The following is a 16,870-nucleotide window of genomic DNA, read 5'->3' as shown; positions in this document are numbered from 1 at the left end:
CGGTTCACCCTCTTGAAATGGGGAGGAATATCCTCCAGTATCCATCATTGTCGATCCGCGGCACTTGCCCCGTACCTAGGATAGGGCTAGTGCCAACCCTCTCGGTCGGCGCTCGCACAGTGGTCCCGAGCTCGTTGGCGATCTGTTGAGCAATCCCGGAACTATCTGCACCCGAATGGCACACCATGAGTCTCAGGGGGCCGCCACCATAGTTCGGATTATTTGTCACCGCATCGACAATCTGCCCTCCGTTTACGTTACCTCCCGGCATCTCCAAAAATCCGTCCCGACTGCCGTGTGCCACGACATCATGCTCGCCCTCGTTCAGTACGTTCTCAAAATTGCGCAGGCTTGACCCGTCGGAGCCGATCAGTGTCCCAGTTGGGCCGTGGGTCACCGGCTGGCCGGCCGGTATAGCATTGTCCCCCATGTAATCGATGGGGTCCGGGCAAGGCGATAGCCCCGTCGGGTCAGTCATCCTGTGAGGATTGCTGACGTATGTGGCGGGGTTTGGTGCCGGATTAATTCCCAGCGGGTCAGGGGATGCGTAGCGCCCTGATGCCGGGTCGTAGTAGCGATAATGGTTGTAGTGAAATCCCGTCTCGGGGTCGAAGTATTGCCCTGAGAAACGGATCGGCGTGTAGGCAACGCTATTTTTCGCCCAGGTCGTTGTTCCCCACAAGACGCTCCGCGAGCGCCAGGCAATATTCCCCGATTCGTCGACGAGCTCGCTCGGAGTGCCGACATGATCGGTGACGATGGAAAAGAAGCGCTGATCAATTACTTGCTGAGGTGTGTCCGCTGTGAATCGGCGTTCAACCTGCGTGAGAGGGTGGAGCCCCTGGTGGTCCCAAGATAGGACAATGCAGTCGGCGGCGGTGCGCTCCCGAGTGGTCTGCTCGGAGAGGGTAGCGCCGTCCCAGGAGAACGTGACGTCTTCTAGGATGGTGTGACCATCGTCGGCCATACGCTGCTTCGAGGTGCGGCGGCCGAGCGGATCGTAGTGGTAACGCCAATGTGTGCCGTCCGGAGTCGTGACAGCGGTGAGGCGGTTGTCGGTTCCCCACGTGTAGTGCCAGGTGGCGGGCCTGCGTGAAAGCCGACTTTTCTGACGCAGTGTTATGCGTCCCAGTGCGTCATGCTCGTAGCGGACCCTGCCTGCGCGCGTCATGTTCGTCCCGCAGTAGTCACGGGTGCCAGTGGCTTCTTGATCTGGATGAGAGGCTGCCCAGACGGCTTCCGCCTGGTTGCCCGCCGCGTCATACGCATATCGCTCCGACCAGTCCGCTGCGCGGACGGCGGTGACACGGCCCGCTGTGTCCACATCGAACGTCTTCTTGCCGGAGAGTTGGTCGGTAAGGCCGATGAGGTGGCCGTCTGCCTGATACGCGTAGTCACGGCGCTGGATACTGCGGTCCGCATCCGTGACCTGTTGTGTGGTGAGGCGCCCCACGATGTCGAACTGTGAGGCGATGGTGAGGTGGTCCCCCAGGTGACGGGCCACTTCTCTTCCCGCCGCGTCCCTCTCGAAGGTGAGCGTCCGGCCGGACGTGGTGAGGGAGGAGCGGCGGCCTGCGGCGTCGTAGGTCCATGTGCTCGTCGCCCCGCTGGGCGTGGTGCGGCCGGTGCGCCGGCCGAGCGCGTCATAGGTGTACGACACGGTCCGACCGTTGACGGTCTCCGACTTGAGGCGGCCGTACCGGTCACGGAGCCACGTGATGGTCGCGTCAGCGTTGACCGCTTCGGCGAGTTGGTCGGTCAGGTCGTACGCGAAGGCGGTGACGGAGCCTGCCGCGTCCTTGCGGACGATGGGGTCGAGGTCGTCCCGTTCGTAACGGGTGGTCTGGCCCAAGGCATCCGTGCGGGCGGTGAGCCTGCCGGCCGGGTCGCGTTCGTAGGTGAGCGTTCGATCGTCGAAGTCCGTCTCGGATATGAGGTGACCGGCGGGATCGTAGGCATAGTTCCAGCTCAGGCCCTGGGGGTTGAGGACCTGGGTGAGGCGGAGTTCATGGTCGTGGGCGAACTCGTAGCGCACGCCGTCAGGACCGGTACGGGCCGTCATGACGTCGAAGTGGGTGTACTCGAAACGGGATACCGATCCCATGGCATCGGTGTGAGTGAGGCAGTTGCCTTCGCCGTCGTACGTCCAGGACTGGGTGGAACCATGGGCGTCCGTGCGCTGGGCGAGCTTGCCCTCCGGAGTCCACACGAGCCGGGTGACCGCACCGAGCGCGTCGGTCTGGGTGATAGGGCGGCCGAAGGGGTCCAGCTCGATGCGCGTGGTCGCACCGAGGGGGTCGGTGATCTCGATGGGCAGCCCGGCCGCATTGCACCGTATGCGGGTTGTATTGCCCAACGCGTCCGTGACGGAAGTCGGATGCCCGGACGTGTTGTATGTCGTGCGAGTGACCGCGCCTGACGGGTCGATGGCCGAGATCCGGTTGCCGCGCTTGTCGTACTCCTGGCGGATCACCGTCCGGTCAGGGTTGGTGAAGCGGACCGGGAGGCGGAGATCGTTGTACTCGGCTGTCATCTCACGGCCGTCCGCGCGGACCGCGGTGGTCAGCTGCCCGGAGGTGTCGTAGGTCCAGCAGGTGGTTCGGCCGAGAGGGTCGGTGCGGGACAGGAGCCGGTTGTAGCGGTCACGTTCGAAGCGGGTGGTCGCTCCGAGCGGGTCGGTCTCCGCGATGATCTGGTGCGCTTCGTTGATCAGGTAGCGGTGGACGGCTCCGGCGGGCGTCGTCGCGGTCGTGACGCGATGGCCCGTGGCCGGGTCGGCTTCGCCGTATTCCAGGTTCAGCGCCATGTGGCCTGCTGAGCCGCCTTCGGCGACGCACCGGTTCTGGTCGTCGTAGGCGTACTCGTAGCTGCTTTTGTTGGTGTCGGTCCAGGAAGTGATCCTGCCGTGCTCGTCGTAGGTGAACCGCAGGGGAAGGCCGGACGAGTTGATGATGCCGGTCAGGTGGCCGTCGGTGTAGCCGTAGCGGAGAACCTGTTGATCGGTTCCGCCCTCGGCTCCGCCCACCAGGTGCAAAGCGGTGATCCTCCCGCCGTTCGCAGTCAGCTTGAGGTGGTAACCGCCGTGGTGCACGATCGATGTCGGAGCCCCGGAAGCGTCGTATTCGAAGGTGATCCAGTTGCCGTTGCGGTCGTCCAGCTGGGCGAGCAACGCCTCGGTGCCGTCGTCGTGCGTCGTGAAGTGTCGGACGTGGCCCGAGTCGGGATCGGTGATCGTGTAATCGCCGCTGGTGTCCATGTCGAGTGGCCAGCGGGGACCGTGGCTGGGCAGGACCGGAACGCCGGGCGCCGGGTGGGGATAGGACAGCAGCAAGCCGTCCTCGGAGAGGAAGACGATCCCCTCGGAGTCGATCTCCAGGCGCTGGTCCGCAGTGGACGACCAGGACGGGCCGAACCAGCGCCCTGCCCGGTAGTCGGAGGCGACACGGCGGCGGAACACGAGCGGGAGCGTGCCGGGCAGCACGATGTCCGTCTGCGGCAGATACATGGCGCCGGTTGCCATGTCCACCGGGTCGGACGGGTCGTCCTCCGGCGCCCGTTCCGTACGGGAAGGATTGGCCGGGTCGTTGACCCCTTCCCGCGCAGGCCCCGGGGGCTTCGGCGGCCCCTCATGCACCGCCCCCTTCCGCAGCCCCGCCCGCAGGCCGCCCCTCAGCGTTCCGGCGCCCTTCGTGCCGGCCGCCTCCGGGAGCAGGCGGCCGATGAATTCCCCCGGGTCGCTCTTCGCCGCGTCCCACGCGTTCTCAAGGGCCCGGTCAGGGTTGGCCACGGTTCTGGTCAGGCCGGAGAGCGTCATGTTGACGCCCTTGTACATCTCCGCCGGGTGGGTCAGGTTGTACGGGTCGATCGGATTCGTCTGGCGGAGGAAGCCCACCAGGCCGCCCGTGCCCTTCAGGATGCCCCCGCCGAGATGGGCGATCTCGACCCCCTGGGAAAGGCCGTGGTCGTAGAGCTCGTCCTTGAACCGGTCCCGGCCCGTCGGCTCCCTCGGCGCGTGCGCCATCGCCGCCGTGACCGCGCCCTTCGCCCGCTCGCCGGCCTCGTTCCGTGACCGCCTGGCGTCCTCCAGGTCCTCCTGGGCGCGCTTCCGTTTGGACACACCCGGGTCCGAGAACGTGCCGGGGTGGGGGAGGGGCTCGTCGCTGGTGCGGGCCGCGTTGTAGGCGTCGACCTTCTTGTTGAACGCCGAGACCGCCTTCTCGGAGTCCTGGGTGCCCTCCTTGTACAGTGCGATCGCCGCACGCGCCTTGCCCTGGGCGCTCGCCACGGCCGACGCGTACGTCTCCAGCGCCTTCGCCGCGTCCTCGAACGCGTCCGCAGCGCGCAGCCAGTCGGTGGGCAGGGCCTGGAACTTCGACCGGAAGGTGTCGGCCGCTTCCCCTCGCCAGTTGCCGGAGTCCAGCTTCTTCAGCCCGCCGCCGACGAGGTCGAAGGCCTTCTGGAAGTCCCGCAGGTTCTTCACCGCAGCCGTGATCTTCTCCGGCTTCCCATGGATCAGCTCGTCGGCCTCCTCGCTCTGCCCGAGTTGCTTCTCCCCGACCTCCGCCCCGAGCGACGACGCGGTCGCGTCGCCCCAGTCCTCGACCTTGTCGGCCCAGCCGTGCGCCCCGACCTTGTCGAGTTCCGCCCCCACCTTGTCCGTCGCCGCGTCGACGCCCCTGCCCAGGAGCTCCTTGCCCTTGTCGAGGCCCCGTACGGTCCCGTCGACGACCTTGTCGAACGCCCCACCCAGATCCACCATCAGCGGCTCTCCCCCAAGCGAGGCTCCTCGGCCTGTGCCAAGGTCTCCGATGAGGGATCGAGGTGCTCCTTGCCCCACGCGTCGATCTCTTCACGCTGCGCCGGGTCCACCCCCGAGGCGTCCAGCAGCGCGTCCCCCACGTCGTACCCGGTGTCCTTCCACTGCTGCTTCACCTCGCCGTGCGCGTCCTTGAAGGAGTCCACGCTCCAGTCCGGGTCGTCGAAGGCGCGCTGGGTGCTGATCGTGTCCCAGCTCATGCCCTTGACCTCGTCCTCGGACAGGTAAGGGTTCCCGTTGGCGGAGTTCACCACGATCTTGAGCGAGTCCTTGACGTACCGCTCCTGCTCGGCGAACGAGCCCGCCGACAACCCCAGCCCCGCAGCGAGGTTGTTGCCCCGCTGGGACAGGGTCCGTACGCCCCACTCCCACCGCTTGCAGAACGTCTCGAACTCCGACGTCAGCCCGCCGTGCCCCAGCTCCAGCCCTGACAGGGCGAGATCCGAGAACCCTCGGCCCGCCGACGCCCTGCCGATCGAGCCGAGTCCCTTCAACTCGCTGTGCGCCAGGTCGATACCCTGCGCGATCTGCGCCAGAGCCGCCGCCGACACGTTCAGATTCGCGCTGTCCCCGCTCATCCCGTCTCCCCCAGATCGACCGCCACATGGTCGGGCACAATGCCCGCGACCGGCGGAAACAGCACACCGTCCGTACTTCCCGCGTCCAGTGCGACTCCCGCCGGGCCCGGCAGCATCGGCACCATCACGTCCAGCAAGCGCGCACCGAGGATCGTGCGGTACGTCCACTCCCGTGCGCCGTCCCCCTGTGCGAGCGCGAACCTGGCCAGCGCCTCCTCGTCCGAGAACGCGCAGATCCACCGGACGCCGTTCTGGTCCGCCGTCCACAGACTCCCGTACGCGTCGAACGGCACCAGCACCGCCGTACGCCGGAACTCGCCCAGCAGTCTCGCGAACTCGCGCCGCGCGACCGACAGCTGATCCGCCGGGTTCTCGGCAGGCGTCGGTTCGGATACCGGTGGTGTCTCTTCTTCCCCCGCTCCGGCTACGGTCCAGTCGGCCAGCTCGGCGAGCCTGGACCGGCGGCCGGGCTCAGGTATGTCGTCCCCGTGGTCAGTCACGTACGGGATGGTGTCATGGCGTTCTTCACGGCAGCAATGTGGAAAGCGGCCAGGTCGCCACCGGTGCGTAAACGGCTGCTCCCCTCCGGCCGAGTGGTCGGTCCGCCGGAGGGGAGGTGGGTGTTCGGGAGGCGGTGCGGCCGGAGGGAGGGGCGGATGGCCCCTGAGGGTCTCAGGCCGGCCCGAGGCCTACGCCAGGTCGTTCACGAAGGCCTGCCAGGCGGTGTGGCCGAAGGTGAGGACGGGGCCGGTGGGGCGCTTGCTGTCGCGGACCGGGATCAGGTGGGGGAGGTTCGGGGCCACCTCCACGCACTCGCCCTGCCCGCCGCTGTAGCTGCTGGTGCGCCAGGCTGCCTCAGCGAGATCGGGCGGGGTGGGGCGGTCCTGTGTCATGGTCTGTGCTCCTCGGCGATACGTCGGATCATGCTGAGCGATTCCGTCGGCGGCAACGCGGACGTGCGGGCGTCGTCGAAGAGCCCACGGTACCGAGCCACGTCGGATTCCCGCTCGATCCAGATGTTGCCGGTCGGAGTTTCCGTCAGGACGAGGTCGAGTGCGGAGACCCGGGGAAAGCTGAGCATCAAGTACGGGCCGAACATACCCGGGTGCGCCCCGCGTGAGAACGGCAGTACCTGGACCGTGATGTTCGGGCGCTCGGCAAGGTCCGCCAGGTGCTGCAACTGGTCGTGCATCACAGTCGGCCCGCCCACCTGTTGGCGAAGTACCCCTTCCGCGAGGACGGCCCAGAATTCCATGGGGTCATCCCCGGTCAGACGTTCCTGCCGTGCCATGCGTACCTGCACGAACTGGTCGACCTCCTCAGCGGTCTGCCATGCACGGGAGGCGACGGTCACTGCCCTTCCGTAGGCGGGCGTCTGGAGCAGCCCCGGAACCAGTTGCACTTGGAACGTCTTGATGCTGTCGCAGATGGTCTCCATCTCGATGTAGTCGCGGTACGTGTCACCCAATACGTCTCCGAACTGGTGCCACCAACCCTCACGGCGGCGCCTGTTGGCACTGCGAGCGAGCGACGCCAGGCGGTCACGGGCTTCCGGGTCCGTCACGCCGTACGCGTGTATGAGCGCGGCCAGGTCAGGCGAACGGACCGGCACGTGACCGTTCTCGATGCGGCTGATCTTGCCCTTGGTGCAGTCAAGGACCTCGGCCGCGTCCGCTGTGGAGAAGCCTGCGGCCTCACGGAAGCGGCGCAGCTCGTCGCCGAGTTGGCGTCCGAGAACGGTGGATGGCTTTACGGGTGGCATACCCCACTGCTTATCAGTCCGGCGACGGCGGCGGCCACGGTATGCCCGAAAGAGTGAATTGAGCACGAAAAATCCATTCAACGTTGCGCGGTTGCGAGTTGTGCGGGCACGCTCTGTCGTGAGACATCTCAACGCCGCTCCGTCAAGCGGCACTTGCCGTCCCGTCGTCCATCCACTGGGGAGCATCATGGTCGAGCAGTCCGAAACTCGTGAGGCCTGCCTTCGGCTGGCCCGTCGCCGCAGCAGCGTCCCCGAGGCCCGCGCCCTTCTGCGCGCCAAGCTCGGTGAGTGGCGGGCGGGGGAGGCGCCCGCCGATGTCGGGGAGTTGGTGCTCTCGGAGCTGGTCACCAACGCCCTGCGGGTCGCCGTCCCCGGGGACCGGATGATCGGCGTACGCATCGTGTGCCGGGAGCGGGGCGCCTCGCTCCGGCTTGAGGTGAGCGACGCCGGGGGAGGCCGTCCCGTGGTGCGGGCGCCCGGTGAGCTGGAGACGGGCGGGCGGGGGCTGATGCTCGTGGAGGCGCTCGCGTACCGCTGGGGCGTCGACGAGCGGTCGGCGGGGATCGGCAAGACGGTCTGGGCGGAGGTGGTGGCACCCGGCGCCGCGCCTGCATCCGTGGGCGCCGAATCCCTGGCCGCCGAGGCCGAGATCGCCGCCGCTACCGTCCGCCCCGGTCAGTCCGTACGGGTCTGGGGCGCCTGGTGCACCGTCCGGAGCGTGCGCAGTGAGCGGTACGCCTCGGGCGGGCTCGCGGTCGTGATCGGCCTGGATGACGGGCCTGGCCTGCGGATGGATGCCGCGGAACCGCTCCTGGTGCGGGAGGGTGCGCGGCCGACCGCGGCCGGCGACCCCGTGGTGGCGTCGTGAGGAGTCTGTGGCGCAGGGTTCGGAGGCGTTCGGCACGCTGTACGGGGCCCCGATTCCGCGGCACTTTGGTCCAGCTCGTCGGCGGGTGGCCGACCGTGGTCAGCCGGGGCGGTGTGCCGGTGGTGCCGGTGCCGCTGCTCGTTGCCGCCTCGGTGCGGCCCACCGTCCGGCGGGCCGGGCGGGGTGCGCTGCGGGAACAGGTGCGTGTGCCTGCCCGTTTCGATGATCCGCATCCCAGGGTCGCCGCTGTCTTCGGGATGGCGTGATGCGACTCCTCCTCGATACCCGCGTGATCGTGTGGTGGCTCGACGATGCGCCGGAGCTGCCCGAACCCGTCAAGCACCTGCTCGACACCGCGAACGCCGTGCACATCAGTGCCGTGTCGCCGTGGGAGATCACCCTCAAGCAGCACCTCGGCCTGATCGAAGGTCCGGGTGATCTGGCCGAACGGGTGCGCGACCTCGCGTTTCCGAGTCTGCCCGTCACCGCCGCGCACGGCGTGCGGGCCGGGCGGCTGCCGATGGTCCACGACGACCCCTTCGACCGGATTCTCGTCGCCCAGGCACAGGCCCATGGGCTGGTCCTCGTGACCCGTAACCCGTGGATTCCGTCGTACGACGTCGAGGTCATGCCCGTCTGAACCGCGTGGGGGCCGGACTCCGTACGCGGGCCTCAGCCCCGCCCCGGCTCCGCCGTCAGGTCGATCAGGCGGCAGACCGTCTCGATGTCGATCTTGACCTGGGCGATCGACGCCCGGCCCGACAGCCAGGTGATCAGCGCGGAGTGCCAGGTGTGTTCGATCACGCGGACCGCCGAGAGTTGCTCGGGCGTCGGGTTTTCCAGGCCCATCGCGCCCAGGATGATCGCCGTCGTGAGGCGGGAGACCGTGTCCACCTCCGGGCTCACGCTGCGGTCCGCGAAGGTGAGGGCGCGGACCATGGCGTCCGCCAGGTGGGGTTCGCGCTGGAGGGCGCGGAAGGCGCGCATCAGGGTCTCGGCGACCCGCTGGGCCGCGTCGTTCCCGGCCGGGGGGCGTTTGCGGAGGGTGGAGTGCATGTGCTGGAGCTGGTCCTGCATGGTGGCGACCAGCAGGTGGATCTTGGAGGGGAAGTAGCGGTAGAGGGTGCCGAGCGCGACCCCGGCCGCCTCCGCCACCTCGCGCATCTGCACCGCCTCGAAACCGCCGCGGCTGGCGAGCTGGGCGCTGGCGTGCAGGATGCGGCGGCGGCGGGCCTCCTGCCGCTCGGTCAGGGGAGGCGCCGCGCGTTCCGTCGGCGGATGCGCTGCCGGTCCGGCGTCCGCGGTCATGCTGCCCCCATCCACGATCCGTGCGTGGTCATGCCTTCCCCGTTCACGATCGCCGTGATCCCCGGTTCGTTCCCTGCGTTCCGCACCGGGCGCGCACAGCATGCCAGGGCGTCCGTCGTGGCGCGAATCACCTGTTCCGGGCCTCACACCGTCGCTACCTCCCGGTAGATTCGATGCACGTCGAACGATCAAGTCTGAAACTTGTTCTAGATTAGCGCTACCGGTTACGCTCCGGCGAACACGCAGTCAGAAGGGGGCCGAGTGTGACCGCTGAGGCCATAGAGACGGGCCCCCGCACGGGCGACAGCAGCTCCGCCGCCGGGGCCGGCGACCGGCCGCTGCGCATCGCGCTCCTCACGTACAAGGGCAACCCGTTCTGCGGCGGCCAGGGTGTCTACGTCCGCCACCTCGGGCGTGAGCTGGCCCGGCTGGGACACAGCGTCGAGGTCATCGGCGCGCAGCCCTACCCCGTGCTCGACGAGGGCGTGCCGCTCACCGAGCTGCCCAGCCTGGACCTCTACCGGCAGCCCGACCCGTTCCGTACGCCGACGTGGGGCGAGTACCGGGACTGGGTCGACCTCGCCGAGGTCGCCACCATGTGGACCGGCGGCTTCCCCGAACCGCTCACCTTCAGCCTGCGCGCCCGCCGCCATCTGCTGGCCCGGCGCGGCGAGTTCGACGTCGTCCACGACAACCAGACCCTCGGTTACGGGCTCCTCGGCGACCTCGGGGCCCCGCTCGTGACGACGATCCACCACCCCATCACCGTGGACCGCAGGCTCGACCTGGCGGCCGTCACCAGCCGCCGCCGGCGCGCCTCGATACGCCGCTGGTACGCCTTCACCCGGATGCAGAAGCGGGTCGCCCGCAAGCTGGACACCGTCCTCACCGTCTCCGGCTCCTCCCGCGACGAGATCGTCGAGGACCTCGGCGTGCGCGCGGACCGGATCAGCGTCGTCCACATCGGCGCCGACACCGACCTGTGGTCGCCCGACCCCTCCGTCGCCGAGGTGCCCGGCCGCATCGTCACCACCTCCAGCGCCGACGTCCCGCTCAAGGGCCTGGTCCACCTCGTCGACGCGCTCGCCAAGCTCCGTACCGAGAACCCCGCCGCCCACCTCGTGGTCGTCGGCAAGCGCGCCGAGGACGGGCCCGTCGCCCGGGCGATAGAGCGGCACGGGCTCTCGGGCGCCGTCGAGTTCGTCAAGGGCATCAGCGACGCCGAGCTGGTCGACCTCGTGCGCAGCGCCCAGGTCTCCTGCGTGCCGTCGCTGTACGAGGGGTTCTCGCTGCCCGCCGCCGAGGCGATGGCCACCGGCACCCCGCTCGTCGCCACCACCGGCGGTGCGATCCCCGAGGTCTCCGGGCGGGACGGGGAGACCTGCCTCGCCGTGGCCCCCGGCGACGCGGACGCGCTGGCCGGGGCGCTCGCCCGGCTGCTGGCCGACCCGGAGCTGCGCGCCCGGCTCGGCGCGGCGGGCCGGGAGCGGGTGCTCGCCAACTTCACCTGGGCCAGGGCGGCCGCCGGAACGGCCGAGCTGTACCGTCGAGCGATCGCCGCCCGCGGAGCCCGCAGGTGACAGCGCCGTCCCCGCACGTGACCGCGCTGTACCCGCAGGTGACTGCGGACCCGCTTACCTGATACCCGTACCTCCGACCTCGAAGGCAGGCCCCCGTGCTGACCGTCGACTTCACCCGCTTCCCGCTCGCCGCAGGCGACCGAGTGCTCGACCTGGGCTGCGGTGCCGGCCGGCACGCCTTCGAGTGTTACCGGCGCGGCGCGCAGGTGGTGGCCCTCGACCAGAACGGCGAGGAGATCCGCGAGGTCGCCAAGTGGTTCGCCGCGATGAAGGAGGCCGGGGAGGCCCCCGCGGGCGCCACCGCCACCGCGATGGAGGGCGACGCCCTCAACCTGCCCTTCCCCGACGACTCCTTCGACGTCGTGATCATCTCCGAGGTCATGGAGCACATCCCGGACGACAAGGGCGTCCTCGCCGAGATGGTCCGGGTCCTCAGGCCGGGCGGCCGGATCGCCGTCACCGTCCCGCGCTACGGCCCCGAGAAGGTCTGCTGGACCCTCTCCGACGCCTACCACGAGGTCGAGGGCGGGCACATCCGCATCTACAAGGCCGACCAGCTCCTCGCCCGTATCCGCGAGGCCGGACTCAAGCCGTACGGCACCCACCACGCGCACGCCCTGCACTCGCCGTACTGGTGGCTGAAGTGCGCGTTCGGCGTGGACAACGACCGTGCGCTGCCGGTGCGGGCGTACCACAAGCTGCTGGTCTGGGACATCATGAAGAAGCCGCTCGCCACCCGCGTCGCCGAGCAGCTCCTCAACCCGGTCGTGGGCAAAAGCTTCGTCGCCTACGCCACCAAGCCGCATCTTCCGAAGGCCGAGGCGTGAGCACTCCCGAACAGACCGAACACCTTGTCCTGCCCGGCGTTCTGACGGCGGCTCAGGCCGCCCAGACGGTAGCCGCGCTCGTCGCCGTACAGCGCGAGGACGGGGCGCTGCCCTGGTTCCGGGGCCACCACCTCGACCCGTGGGACCACACCGAGGCCGCGATGGCGCTGGACGCGGCCGGCGAGCACGAGGCGGCCGAGCGCGCCTACGACTGGCTGGCCCGCCATCAGAACGCGGACGGCTCCTGGTACGCCGCCTACCACGACGGCGACCCGCGGCAGCCCACCGACCTCAGCCGCGAGACCAACTTCTGCGCCTACGTGGCCGTCGGCGTCTGGCACCACTACCTCGCCACCGGGGACGACGCGTTCGTCGACCGGATGTGGCCCACGGTCTTCGCGGCGATCGAGTTCGTGCTCCGGCTCCAGCAGCCCGGCGGGCAGATCGGGTGGAAGCGGGAGGCGGACGGTACGCCGGTGAACGACGCGCTGCTGACCGGCTCCTCCTCCGTCCATCAGGCGCTGCGCTGCGCGCTGGCCATCGCGGAGCGGCGCGAGGAGCCGCAGCCCGACTGGGAGTTGGCGACCGGGGCACTGGCCCACGCGATCCGCAGCCACCCCGAGCGCTTCCTCGACAAGAACCGCTACTCCATGGACTGGTACTACCCGGTCCTCGGTGGAGCCGTCACGGGGGCCGAGGCCACCGCCCGCATCCAGGAGAGCTGGGACCGCTTCGTCGTCCCCGGCCTCGGGGTGCGCTGTGTGCTGCCCAATCCCTGGGTGACCGGCGCCGAGAGCAGCGAACTCGCCCTCGCCCTGTGGATGACGGGGGAGTCGGACCGGTCCCTGGAGATCCTCCAGTCCATCCAGCACCTGCGTGCCGAGGGCGGGTTGTACTGGACGGGGTACGTCTTCGAGGGCAACCGGGCCTTCTGGCCGCAGGAGCTCACCACCTGGACGGCGGGCTCCCTGCTGCTGGCGGTGGCCGCACTCGGGGGGGACGAGGCGACCACCGCGGTCTTCGGGGGAGAGCGGCTGCCGGTCGGACTCGGGCCGGACTGCTGCCGCTGAACCCGCACCGACAGCGGGCGGGTCCAGCGGCTCAGCACCGGGATCAGCGGCGGAGCCGGCCCGCCACCGCGTGTCCGATGAACAGGTAGACCACGGCCGCGAGACCGTAACCGGCCACGACCCGTGCCCATGCCGCGTCGAACGTGAACAGGTCGTAGGACCAGCCGGCCAGCCAGGTGGCGGCGTCGTGCACCCACTGCACGAAGTCGTTGCCCCGGTTGGCGTCCAGCAGGTACATCAGGATCCAGAGAATGATGATGAAAGCCAGGATGTCGGCCACCACGGCGATGATCCTCGCCGCTGAACTGCTGCCTGAACGGGTTCTGGGAGACATGGACTGCTGGTTACCGCTTTACCCAGCGTGAAACCCGTGGGGTGGTATCCGGTGGCGGCCCCTTGCGGTGCGGGGTGAGTCTGGCCGGAAGTGCCCAGGTTCGTCACTCACCGTGATGTGCCCTGCCGGGAGGGCACAGCCACCGCGCAGCTGGCCGGAAACGAGCGCCGGGTGCCTGTTCCCGCGCGGTCGGTCAATCGTGTGATCCACTCGCGGACCGCGGATAGGGTCCCCGGCATGACGCTTCTTTCTCACGACCGTTACTGCGACGAGATCCTGGCCCAGACCGACGCCCTGCGTTCGACGCTGACCGGCGCGGATCTCTGCCGGGGTTCCAGGGGCCCGGGAGCGACGACCCCGCCGCGCTGGACACCTGGCTCGCCGAGGGCGCGGAAGCCACCGTCGCCGCGCTGCGGGAGGCGGGGCCGGACGCCGAGGTGTGGACCTGGGCGTGGGAGCGGCGTACGGCGTTCTGGGCGCGGCGCATGACGCACGAGACGGCCGTGCACCGGGCGGACGCGGCGCTCGCCGCGCGCGTCCCGTACACGGTCGCCCCCGAGGTGGCCGCCGACACCATCGACGAGTGGCTGCGGATCGTCTCCTTCGCCCAGGAGGGCGGCGACCCCGAGGCGGACGAACTGCGCGGCGGCGGGCGCTCGTTGCACCTGCACGCCACCGACGTACCCGGGGCCGAGTGGCTCATCGAGTTCGGCGAGGACCGCTTCACCTGGCGGCACGACCACGGGAAGGCGACGGTCGCCCTGCGCGGCTCGCTGACCGATCTGATGCTCGTCTTCAATCGCCGCCTGGAGCCGACCAGCGAGCGGGTCGAGGTGCTCGGCGACGCGAAGCTGCTGGACTTCTGGCTGGACCGGTCCTCGTTCGGGTGAGCACGACCGTCGGTCGGTGAACACGGCGCCTAGTTGTTGAGCTCCGCCAGGACCCGCAGCGTGTGCGGGTCCGGCGCGGTGACCAGCAGGTCGGTCACCGGGCCCTGGCGCCACTGGGCCAGCTTCTCCGCGATCCGGGCGCGCGGGCCGACGAGGGAGATCTCGTCGGCGAAGACGTCCGGCACCGCCCGCACCGCGTCCTGCCTGCGGCCCTGGAGGAACAGCTCCTGGATCCGCCGGGCCTCCTCCTCGAACCCCATCCGCGCCATCAGGTCCGCGTGGAAGTTGCGGGCCGCGTGCCCCATCCCGCCGATGTAGAAGCCGAGCATCGCCTTCACCGGCAGCAGCCCCTCCGCCACGTCGTCACAGACCTGGGCCCGGGCCATCGGCGCGATCATGAACCCGTCCCGGAGCCCGGCGAGCGAGGCCTCGTACACCTCCGTACGCAGCGGTGACCAGTACAGCGGCAGCCAGCCGTCCGCGATCCGCGTCGTCTGGGCGATGTTCTTCGGCCCCTCCGCGCCCAGCAGCACCGGCAGCGAGGACCGCAGCGGGTGCGTGATCGGCTTCAGCGGTCTGCCGAGGCCGGTGGCGTCCGGGCCGGCGTACGGGTGGGAGTGGAAGCGGCCCGCCACCTCCACCGGGGCCCGCCGGGCCAGTACCTGGCGGATCACCTCCACGTACTCGCGGGTGGGCGTACGGGCCGCGGCCCCAGTATCCGAGTGCCAGTCCGAGCCGCATTCCGTTGCCTCCGGCCGTAGGTGACGTCCCGTCAGGTGGTGGCGGTGCGGGAGGGACTGTACGACAACGGCCCCCCGCCGGGAAGGGCGAGGGGCCGCGGTGCGGTGCGTACGGGTCAGCCGCGCTGGATGCCCGTGGTGTCCTGGAGCACACCGCGACGGCCGTCCTGGGTCTGGGCGATGAGGCCCTGACCGCGCTGCTCTACCGCGAGGTACCAGGTGCCCGGCGCCAGCTCGGCGATCGGGTTCGGCGCGCCGTCCTCGCCGTACAGCGGGCGGGCCACCGGAACGGCGAACCAGAACGGGGTGAAGTCGCCCGCCGGGGCGGCGCCGCCCTGCGGAGCCGCCTGCTGGGCCTGGGCGGCCTGCACCTGTGCCTGCGCCGGGTCGGCCTGGGCGGGCTGACCGTGCTGGCCACCGGCCTGGGCCCCGGGGTAGCCGTACCCCTGGCTCGGCTGGGCGCCGTAGGGCTGCTGCTGGGCGCCCGGGTAGCCGTAGCCCTGGCCGGGCTGGCCACCGTACGGCGGCTGCACGGCCTGCGCCGGGCGCGGGGCACCGACGATCGGCGCCTTGAGCGCGGGGACCAGGGGGCCGGCGATCGCGCCCGCGGCGAGCACGATGGTCGCCAGCAGGCCGAGGATCAGGCCCGCGCCGGCGTCACTGACGTCGATGGTGGTCCAGAAGGCGGTCCACAGGGCGAAGACGGTGAACGCCGCCCCGAACTGGCCGAGGTCGAACCCCACGACCTTGCGGCCGGGCGTCAGACGGCCGACGATCACCAGCGCCGCGCCGATGATGCCGGCGATGAAGACGCTCATCAGGAGCCCGAGCGAGTCCCAGGCGTTCGGGCTGCTGAAACGCGAGCAGTCCACGCCGGAGGGGCAGTCGTAGCCGGAGAGGTCGAGGAAAGAGGCGATGAACAGCACGACCGCTGCTCCGATCACCACGCCGTCGCCTCGAGTGAGGGAGCGGATATTCACGTGAAGTGTCCTTAGTCGGTCGTCTCGTCGGGGCGGTCGTCGCTGCCGCCGGTGCGGCGGGTACGGCACGAAGCTCGGGGTGGCACCCCATCGTACGGATGAATCTATCGTCTGCCCGGGCGGGTCGCCCCCGTGCCCGGTCCGCGAACCGTTATCCCCCCAATATCCCCGCAGACCTACCCCTTCAAGTGGTCGGCGATGCCGTCCGCCATCGCGCGGGCCGCTTTCTGGCGCCACGTCGCGCTGGTGAGCAGGGCCGCGTCCTTCGGGTCACGCATATTGCCGCATTCAACGAAGACTTTGGGCACGGTCGACAGATTCAGTCCGCCGAGATCAGCACGGGTGTCCAGCCCGGTACCGCCGCCGATGTAATTGGAGGGCGCACTTCCGGTCGTACGGACGAAGTGCCCCGCGATCCGGGCCCCGAGGTCGGCCGAACTCTGCACGATCGCCGAGGTGTCGGCCCCGCCGCCCTTCACCGCCGCGGGCAGGATCACATGGAAGCCCCGGTTGCCCACCGCCGATCCGTCCGCGTGCACCGAGACCACCGCGTCGGCCTTCGCCTCGTTGCCGATCCGGGCCCGCTCGTCGATGCAGGGCCCGAACGGCCGGTCGTCGTCGTGCGTCAGCACGACCCGCGCGCCCCGCGCCTGAAGCAACGTCCGCAGCCGATGCGACACATCGAGGGTGAAGCGGGCCTCGGTATAACCGGCGTTCGTGGACGTACCGGTCGTATCGCACTCCTTGCGTCCGGTGCCGATGTCGACCTGCTCGTCGATCTTCTCGCTGTGTTCGCCGTTGCGGGGGTTGTGACCCGGATCGATCACCACGGTCCTGCCGGTCAGGGCGCCCTGCGGCAACGGCTCGGTGGCCGGTGCGGAGGGGGTCACCGTGGGCGAGGCGGAGGCGCCCGCGCCTGCCTCGTCCGTCGTGTCCGGGGAGCCGCCGCATCCGGCGACGCCGGTCAGGCAGAGCGCGGCCAGCGCGGCGGCGACCAGGAGCGGTCGGGCGCGGCGGATGGGGGGAACGCTGTCGTCGTACGGCACGCGGCGATGCTATCCGTCCGGGTACCGGGCGCCGGGACGCTGTCCGTACGGGTAGGAAGACGCCGGGACGC

General features: G+C 69.8%; 14 protein-coding genes and 2 pseudogenes. 6 read left to right on the top strand and 10 right to left on the bottom strand.

From position 1 onward, the window contains the following. Positions 1–4: 4 nt before the first annotated feature. From ACIQAK_RS02505 to ACIQAK_RS02485, 5 genes are all read right to left on the bottom strand, one after another. Positions 5–4,759 (bottom strand): putative T7SS-secreted protein, encoded by a 4,755-nt coding sequence (locus ACIQAK_RS02505; RefSeq protein WP_366388150.1) that lies wholly within the window; start codon positions 4,757–4,759, stop codon positions 5–7. Beyond that, the gene (locus tag ACIQAK_RS02500; protein WP_366388151.1) at positions 4,759–5,394 is read right to left on the bottom strand and encodes a hypothetical protein; all 636 of its coding nucleotides are present in this window, start codon (positions 5,392–5,394) and stop codon (positions 4,759–4,761) included. Before ACIQAK_RS02500 ends, ACIQAK_RS02505 begins: the two co-directional genes overlap by 1 nt. Beyond that, entirely contained in the window at positions 5,391–5,894 is a 504-nt protein-coding gene (locus tag ACIQAK_RS02495) for an SseB family protein (RefSeq protein ID WP_366388152.1), read from the bottom strand. Before ACIQAK_RS02495 ends, ACIQAK_RS02500 begins: the two co-directional genes overlap by 4 nt. 189 nt (positions 5,895–6,083) lie before the next feature. Next, complete coding sequence (locus tag ACIQAK_RS02490) at positions 6,084–6,287, bottom strand: DUF397 domain-containing protein (RefSeq protein WP_366388153.1); 204 nt, start codon at positions 6,285–6,287, stop codon at positions 6,084–6,086. Then, the gene (locus ACIQAK_RS02485; RefSeq protein ID WP_366388154.1) at positions 6,284–7,156 is read right to left on the bottom strand and encodes a helix-turn-helix transcriptional regulator; all 873 of its coding nucleotides are present in this window, start codon (positions 7,154–7,156) and stop codon (positions 6,284–6,286) included. Before ACIQAK_RS02485 ends, ACIQAK_RS02490 begins: the two co-directional genes overlap by 4 nt. A gap of 187 nt (positions 7,157–7,343) precedes the next feature. Between ACIQAK_RS02485 and ACIQAK_RS02480 the strand changes: the two genes are divergently transcribed. Then, a complete protein-coding gene (locus ACIQAK_RS02480; RefSeq protein ID WP_366388155.1) occupies positions 7,344–8,024 on the top strand; it encodes an ATP-binding protein in 681 nt (226 codons plus the stop codon). A 265-nt stretch (positions 8,025–8,289) separates the two neighbouring features. After that, positions 8,290–8,664, top strand: coding sequence for a type II toxin-antitoxin system VapC family toxin (locus ACIQAK_RS02475; protein WP_366388156.1), 375 nt, complete (start codon positions 8,290–8,292; stop codon positions 8,662–8,664). A gap of 32 nt (positions 8,665–8,696) precedes the next feature. Here the strand turns inward: ACIQAK_RS02475 and ACIQAK_RS02470 are convergent, their stop codons facing one another. Then, positions 8,697–9,332 carry a TetR family transcriptional regulator gene (locus ACIQAK_RS02470; protein WP_366388157.1) on the bottom strand — a complete coding sequence of 212 codons (636 nt, stop codon included), beginning with the start codon at positions 9,330–9,332 and terminating at the stop codon, positions 8,697–8,699. A gap of 263 nt (positions 9,333–9,595) precedes the next feature. Between ACIQAK_RS02470 and ACIQAK_RS02465 the strand changes: the two genes are divergently transcribed. The 3 genes from ACIQAK_RS02465 to ACIQAK_RS02455 all read left to right on the top strand — a co-directional run bounded on the left by ACIQAK_RS02465 (position 9,596) and on the right by ACIQAK_RS02455 (position 12,809). Beyond that, positions 9,596–10,912, top strand: a complete 1,317-nt coding sequence (locus tag ACIQAK_RS02465; protein WP_366388158.1) for a glycosyltransferase family 4 protein — start codon at positions 9,596–9,598, stop codon at positions 10,910–10,912. Between the two features lie 95 nt (positions 10,913–11,007). Further along, positions 11,008–11,739, top strand: a complete 732-nt coding sequence (locus tag ACIQAK_RS02460; RefSeq protein ID WP_366388159.1) for a class I SAM-dependent methyltransferase — start codon at positions 11,008–11,010, stop codon at positions 11,737–11,739. After that, positions 11,736–12,809 carry a prenyltransferase gene (locus tag ACIQAK_RS02455; RefSeq protein ID WP_366388160.1) on the top strand — a complete coding sequence of 358 codons (1,074 nt, stop codon included), beginning with the start codon at positions 11,736–11,738 and terminating at the stop codon, positions 12,807–12,809. Before ACIQAK_RS02460 ends, ACIQAK_RS02455 begins: the two co-directional genes overlap by 4 nt. A gap of 43 nt (positions 12,810–12,852) precedes the next feature. Here the strand turns inward: ACIQAK_RS02455 and ACIQAK_RS02450 are convergent, their stop codons facing one another. Beyond that, positions 12,853–13,143 carry a hypothetical protein gene (locus ACIQAK_RS02450; protein ID WP_366388161.1) on the bottom strand — a complete coding sequence of 97 codons (291 nt, stop codon included), beginning with the start codon at positions 13,141–13,143 and terminating at the stop codon, positions 12,853–12,855. A gap of 237 nt (positions 13,144–13,380) precedes the next feature. Here ACIQAK_RS02450 and ACIQAK_RS02445 point away from each other — a divergent pair. Beyond that, positions 13,381–14,033: pseudogene (locus ACIQAK_RS02445) on the top strand (maleylpyruvate isomerase family mycothiol-dependent enzyme). 29 nt (positions 14,034–14,062) lie between these two features. Here ACIQAK_RS02445 and ACIQAK_RS02440 read toward each other — a convergent pair. The 3 genes and pseudogenes from ACIQAK_RS02440 to ACIQAK_RS02430 all read right to left on the bottom strand — a co-directional run. Continuing rightward, a pseudogene (locus ACIQAK_RS02440) lies at positions 14,063–14,905 on the bottom strand (LLM class flavin-dependent oxidoreductase); the annotation flags it as partial. Further along, entirely contained in the window at positions 14,890–15,753 is an 864-nt protein-coding gene (locus ACIQAK_RS02435; RefSeq protein ID WP_366388162.1) for a hypothetical protein, read from the bottom strand. The gene ACIQAK_RS02435 and the pseudogene ACIQAK_RS02440, both read right to left, overlap by 16 nt. Positions 15,754–15,929: 176 nt before the next feature. Next, entirely contained in the window at positions 15,930–16,799 is an 870-nt protein-coding gene (locus ACIQAK_RS02430; RefSeq protein ID WP_366388163.1) for an N-acetylmuramoyl-L-alanine amidase, read from the bottom strand. Between the last annotated feature and the right edge of the window lie 71 nt (positions 16,800–16,870).

It is taken from the genome of Streptomyces sp. NPDC088706, from assembly GCF_044752765.1.
GTDB lineage: Bacteria > Actinomycetota > Actinomycetes > Streptomycetales > Streptomycetaceae > Streptomyces.
This window is presented reverse-complemented; position numbering and strand designations above follow the sequence as displayed.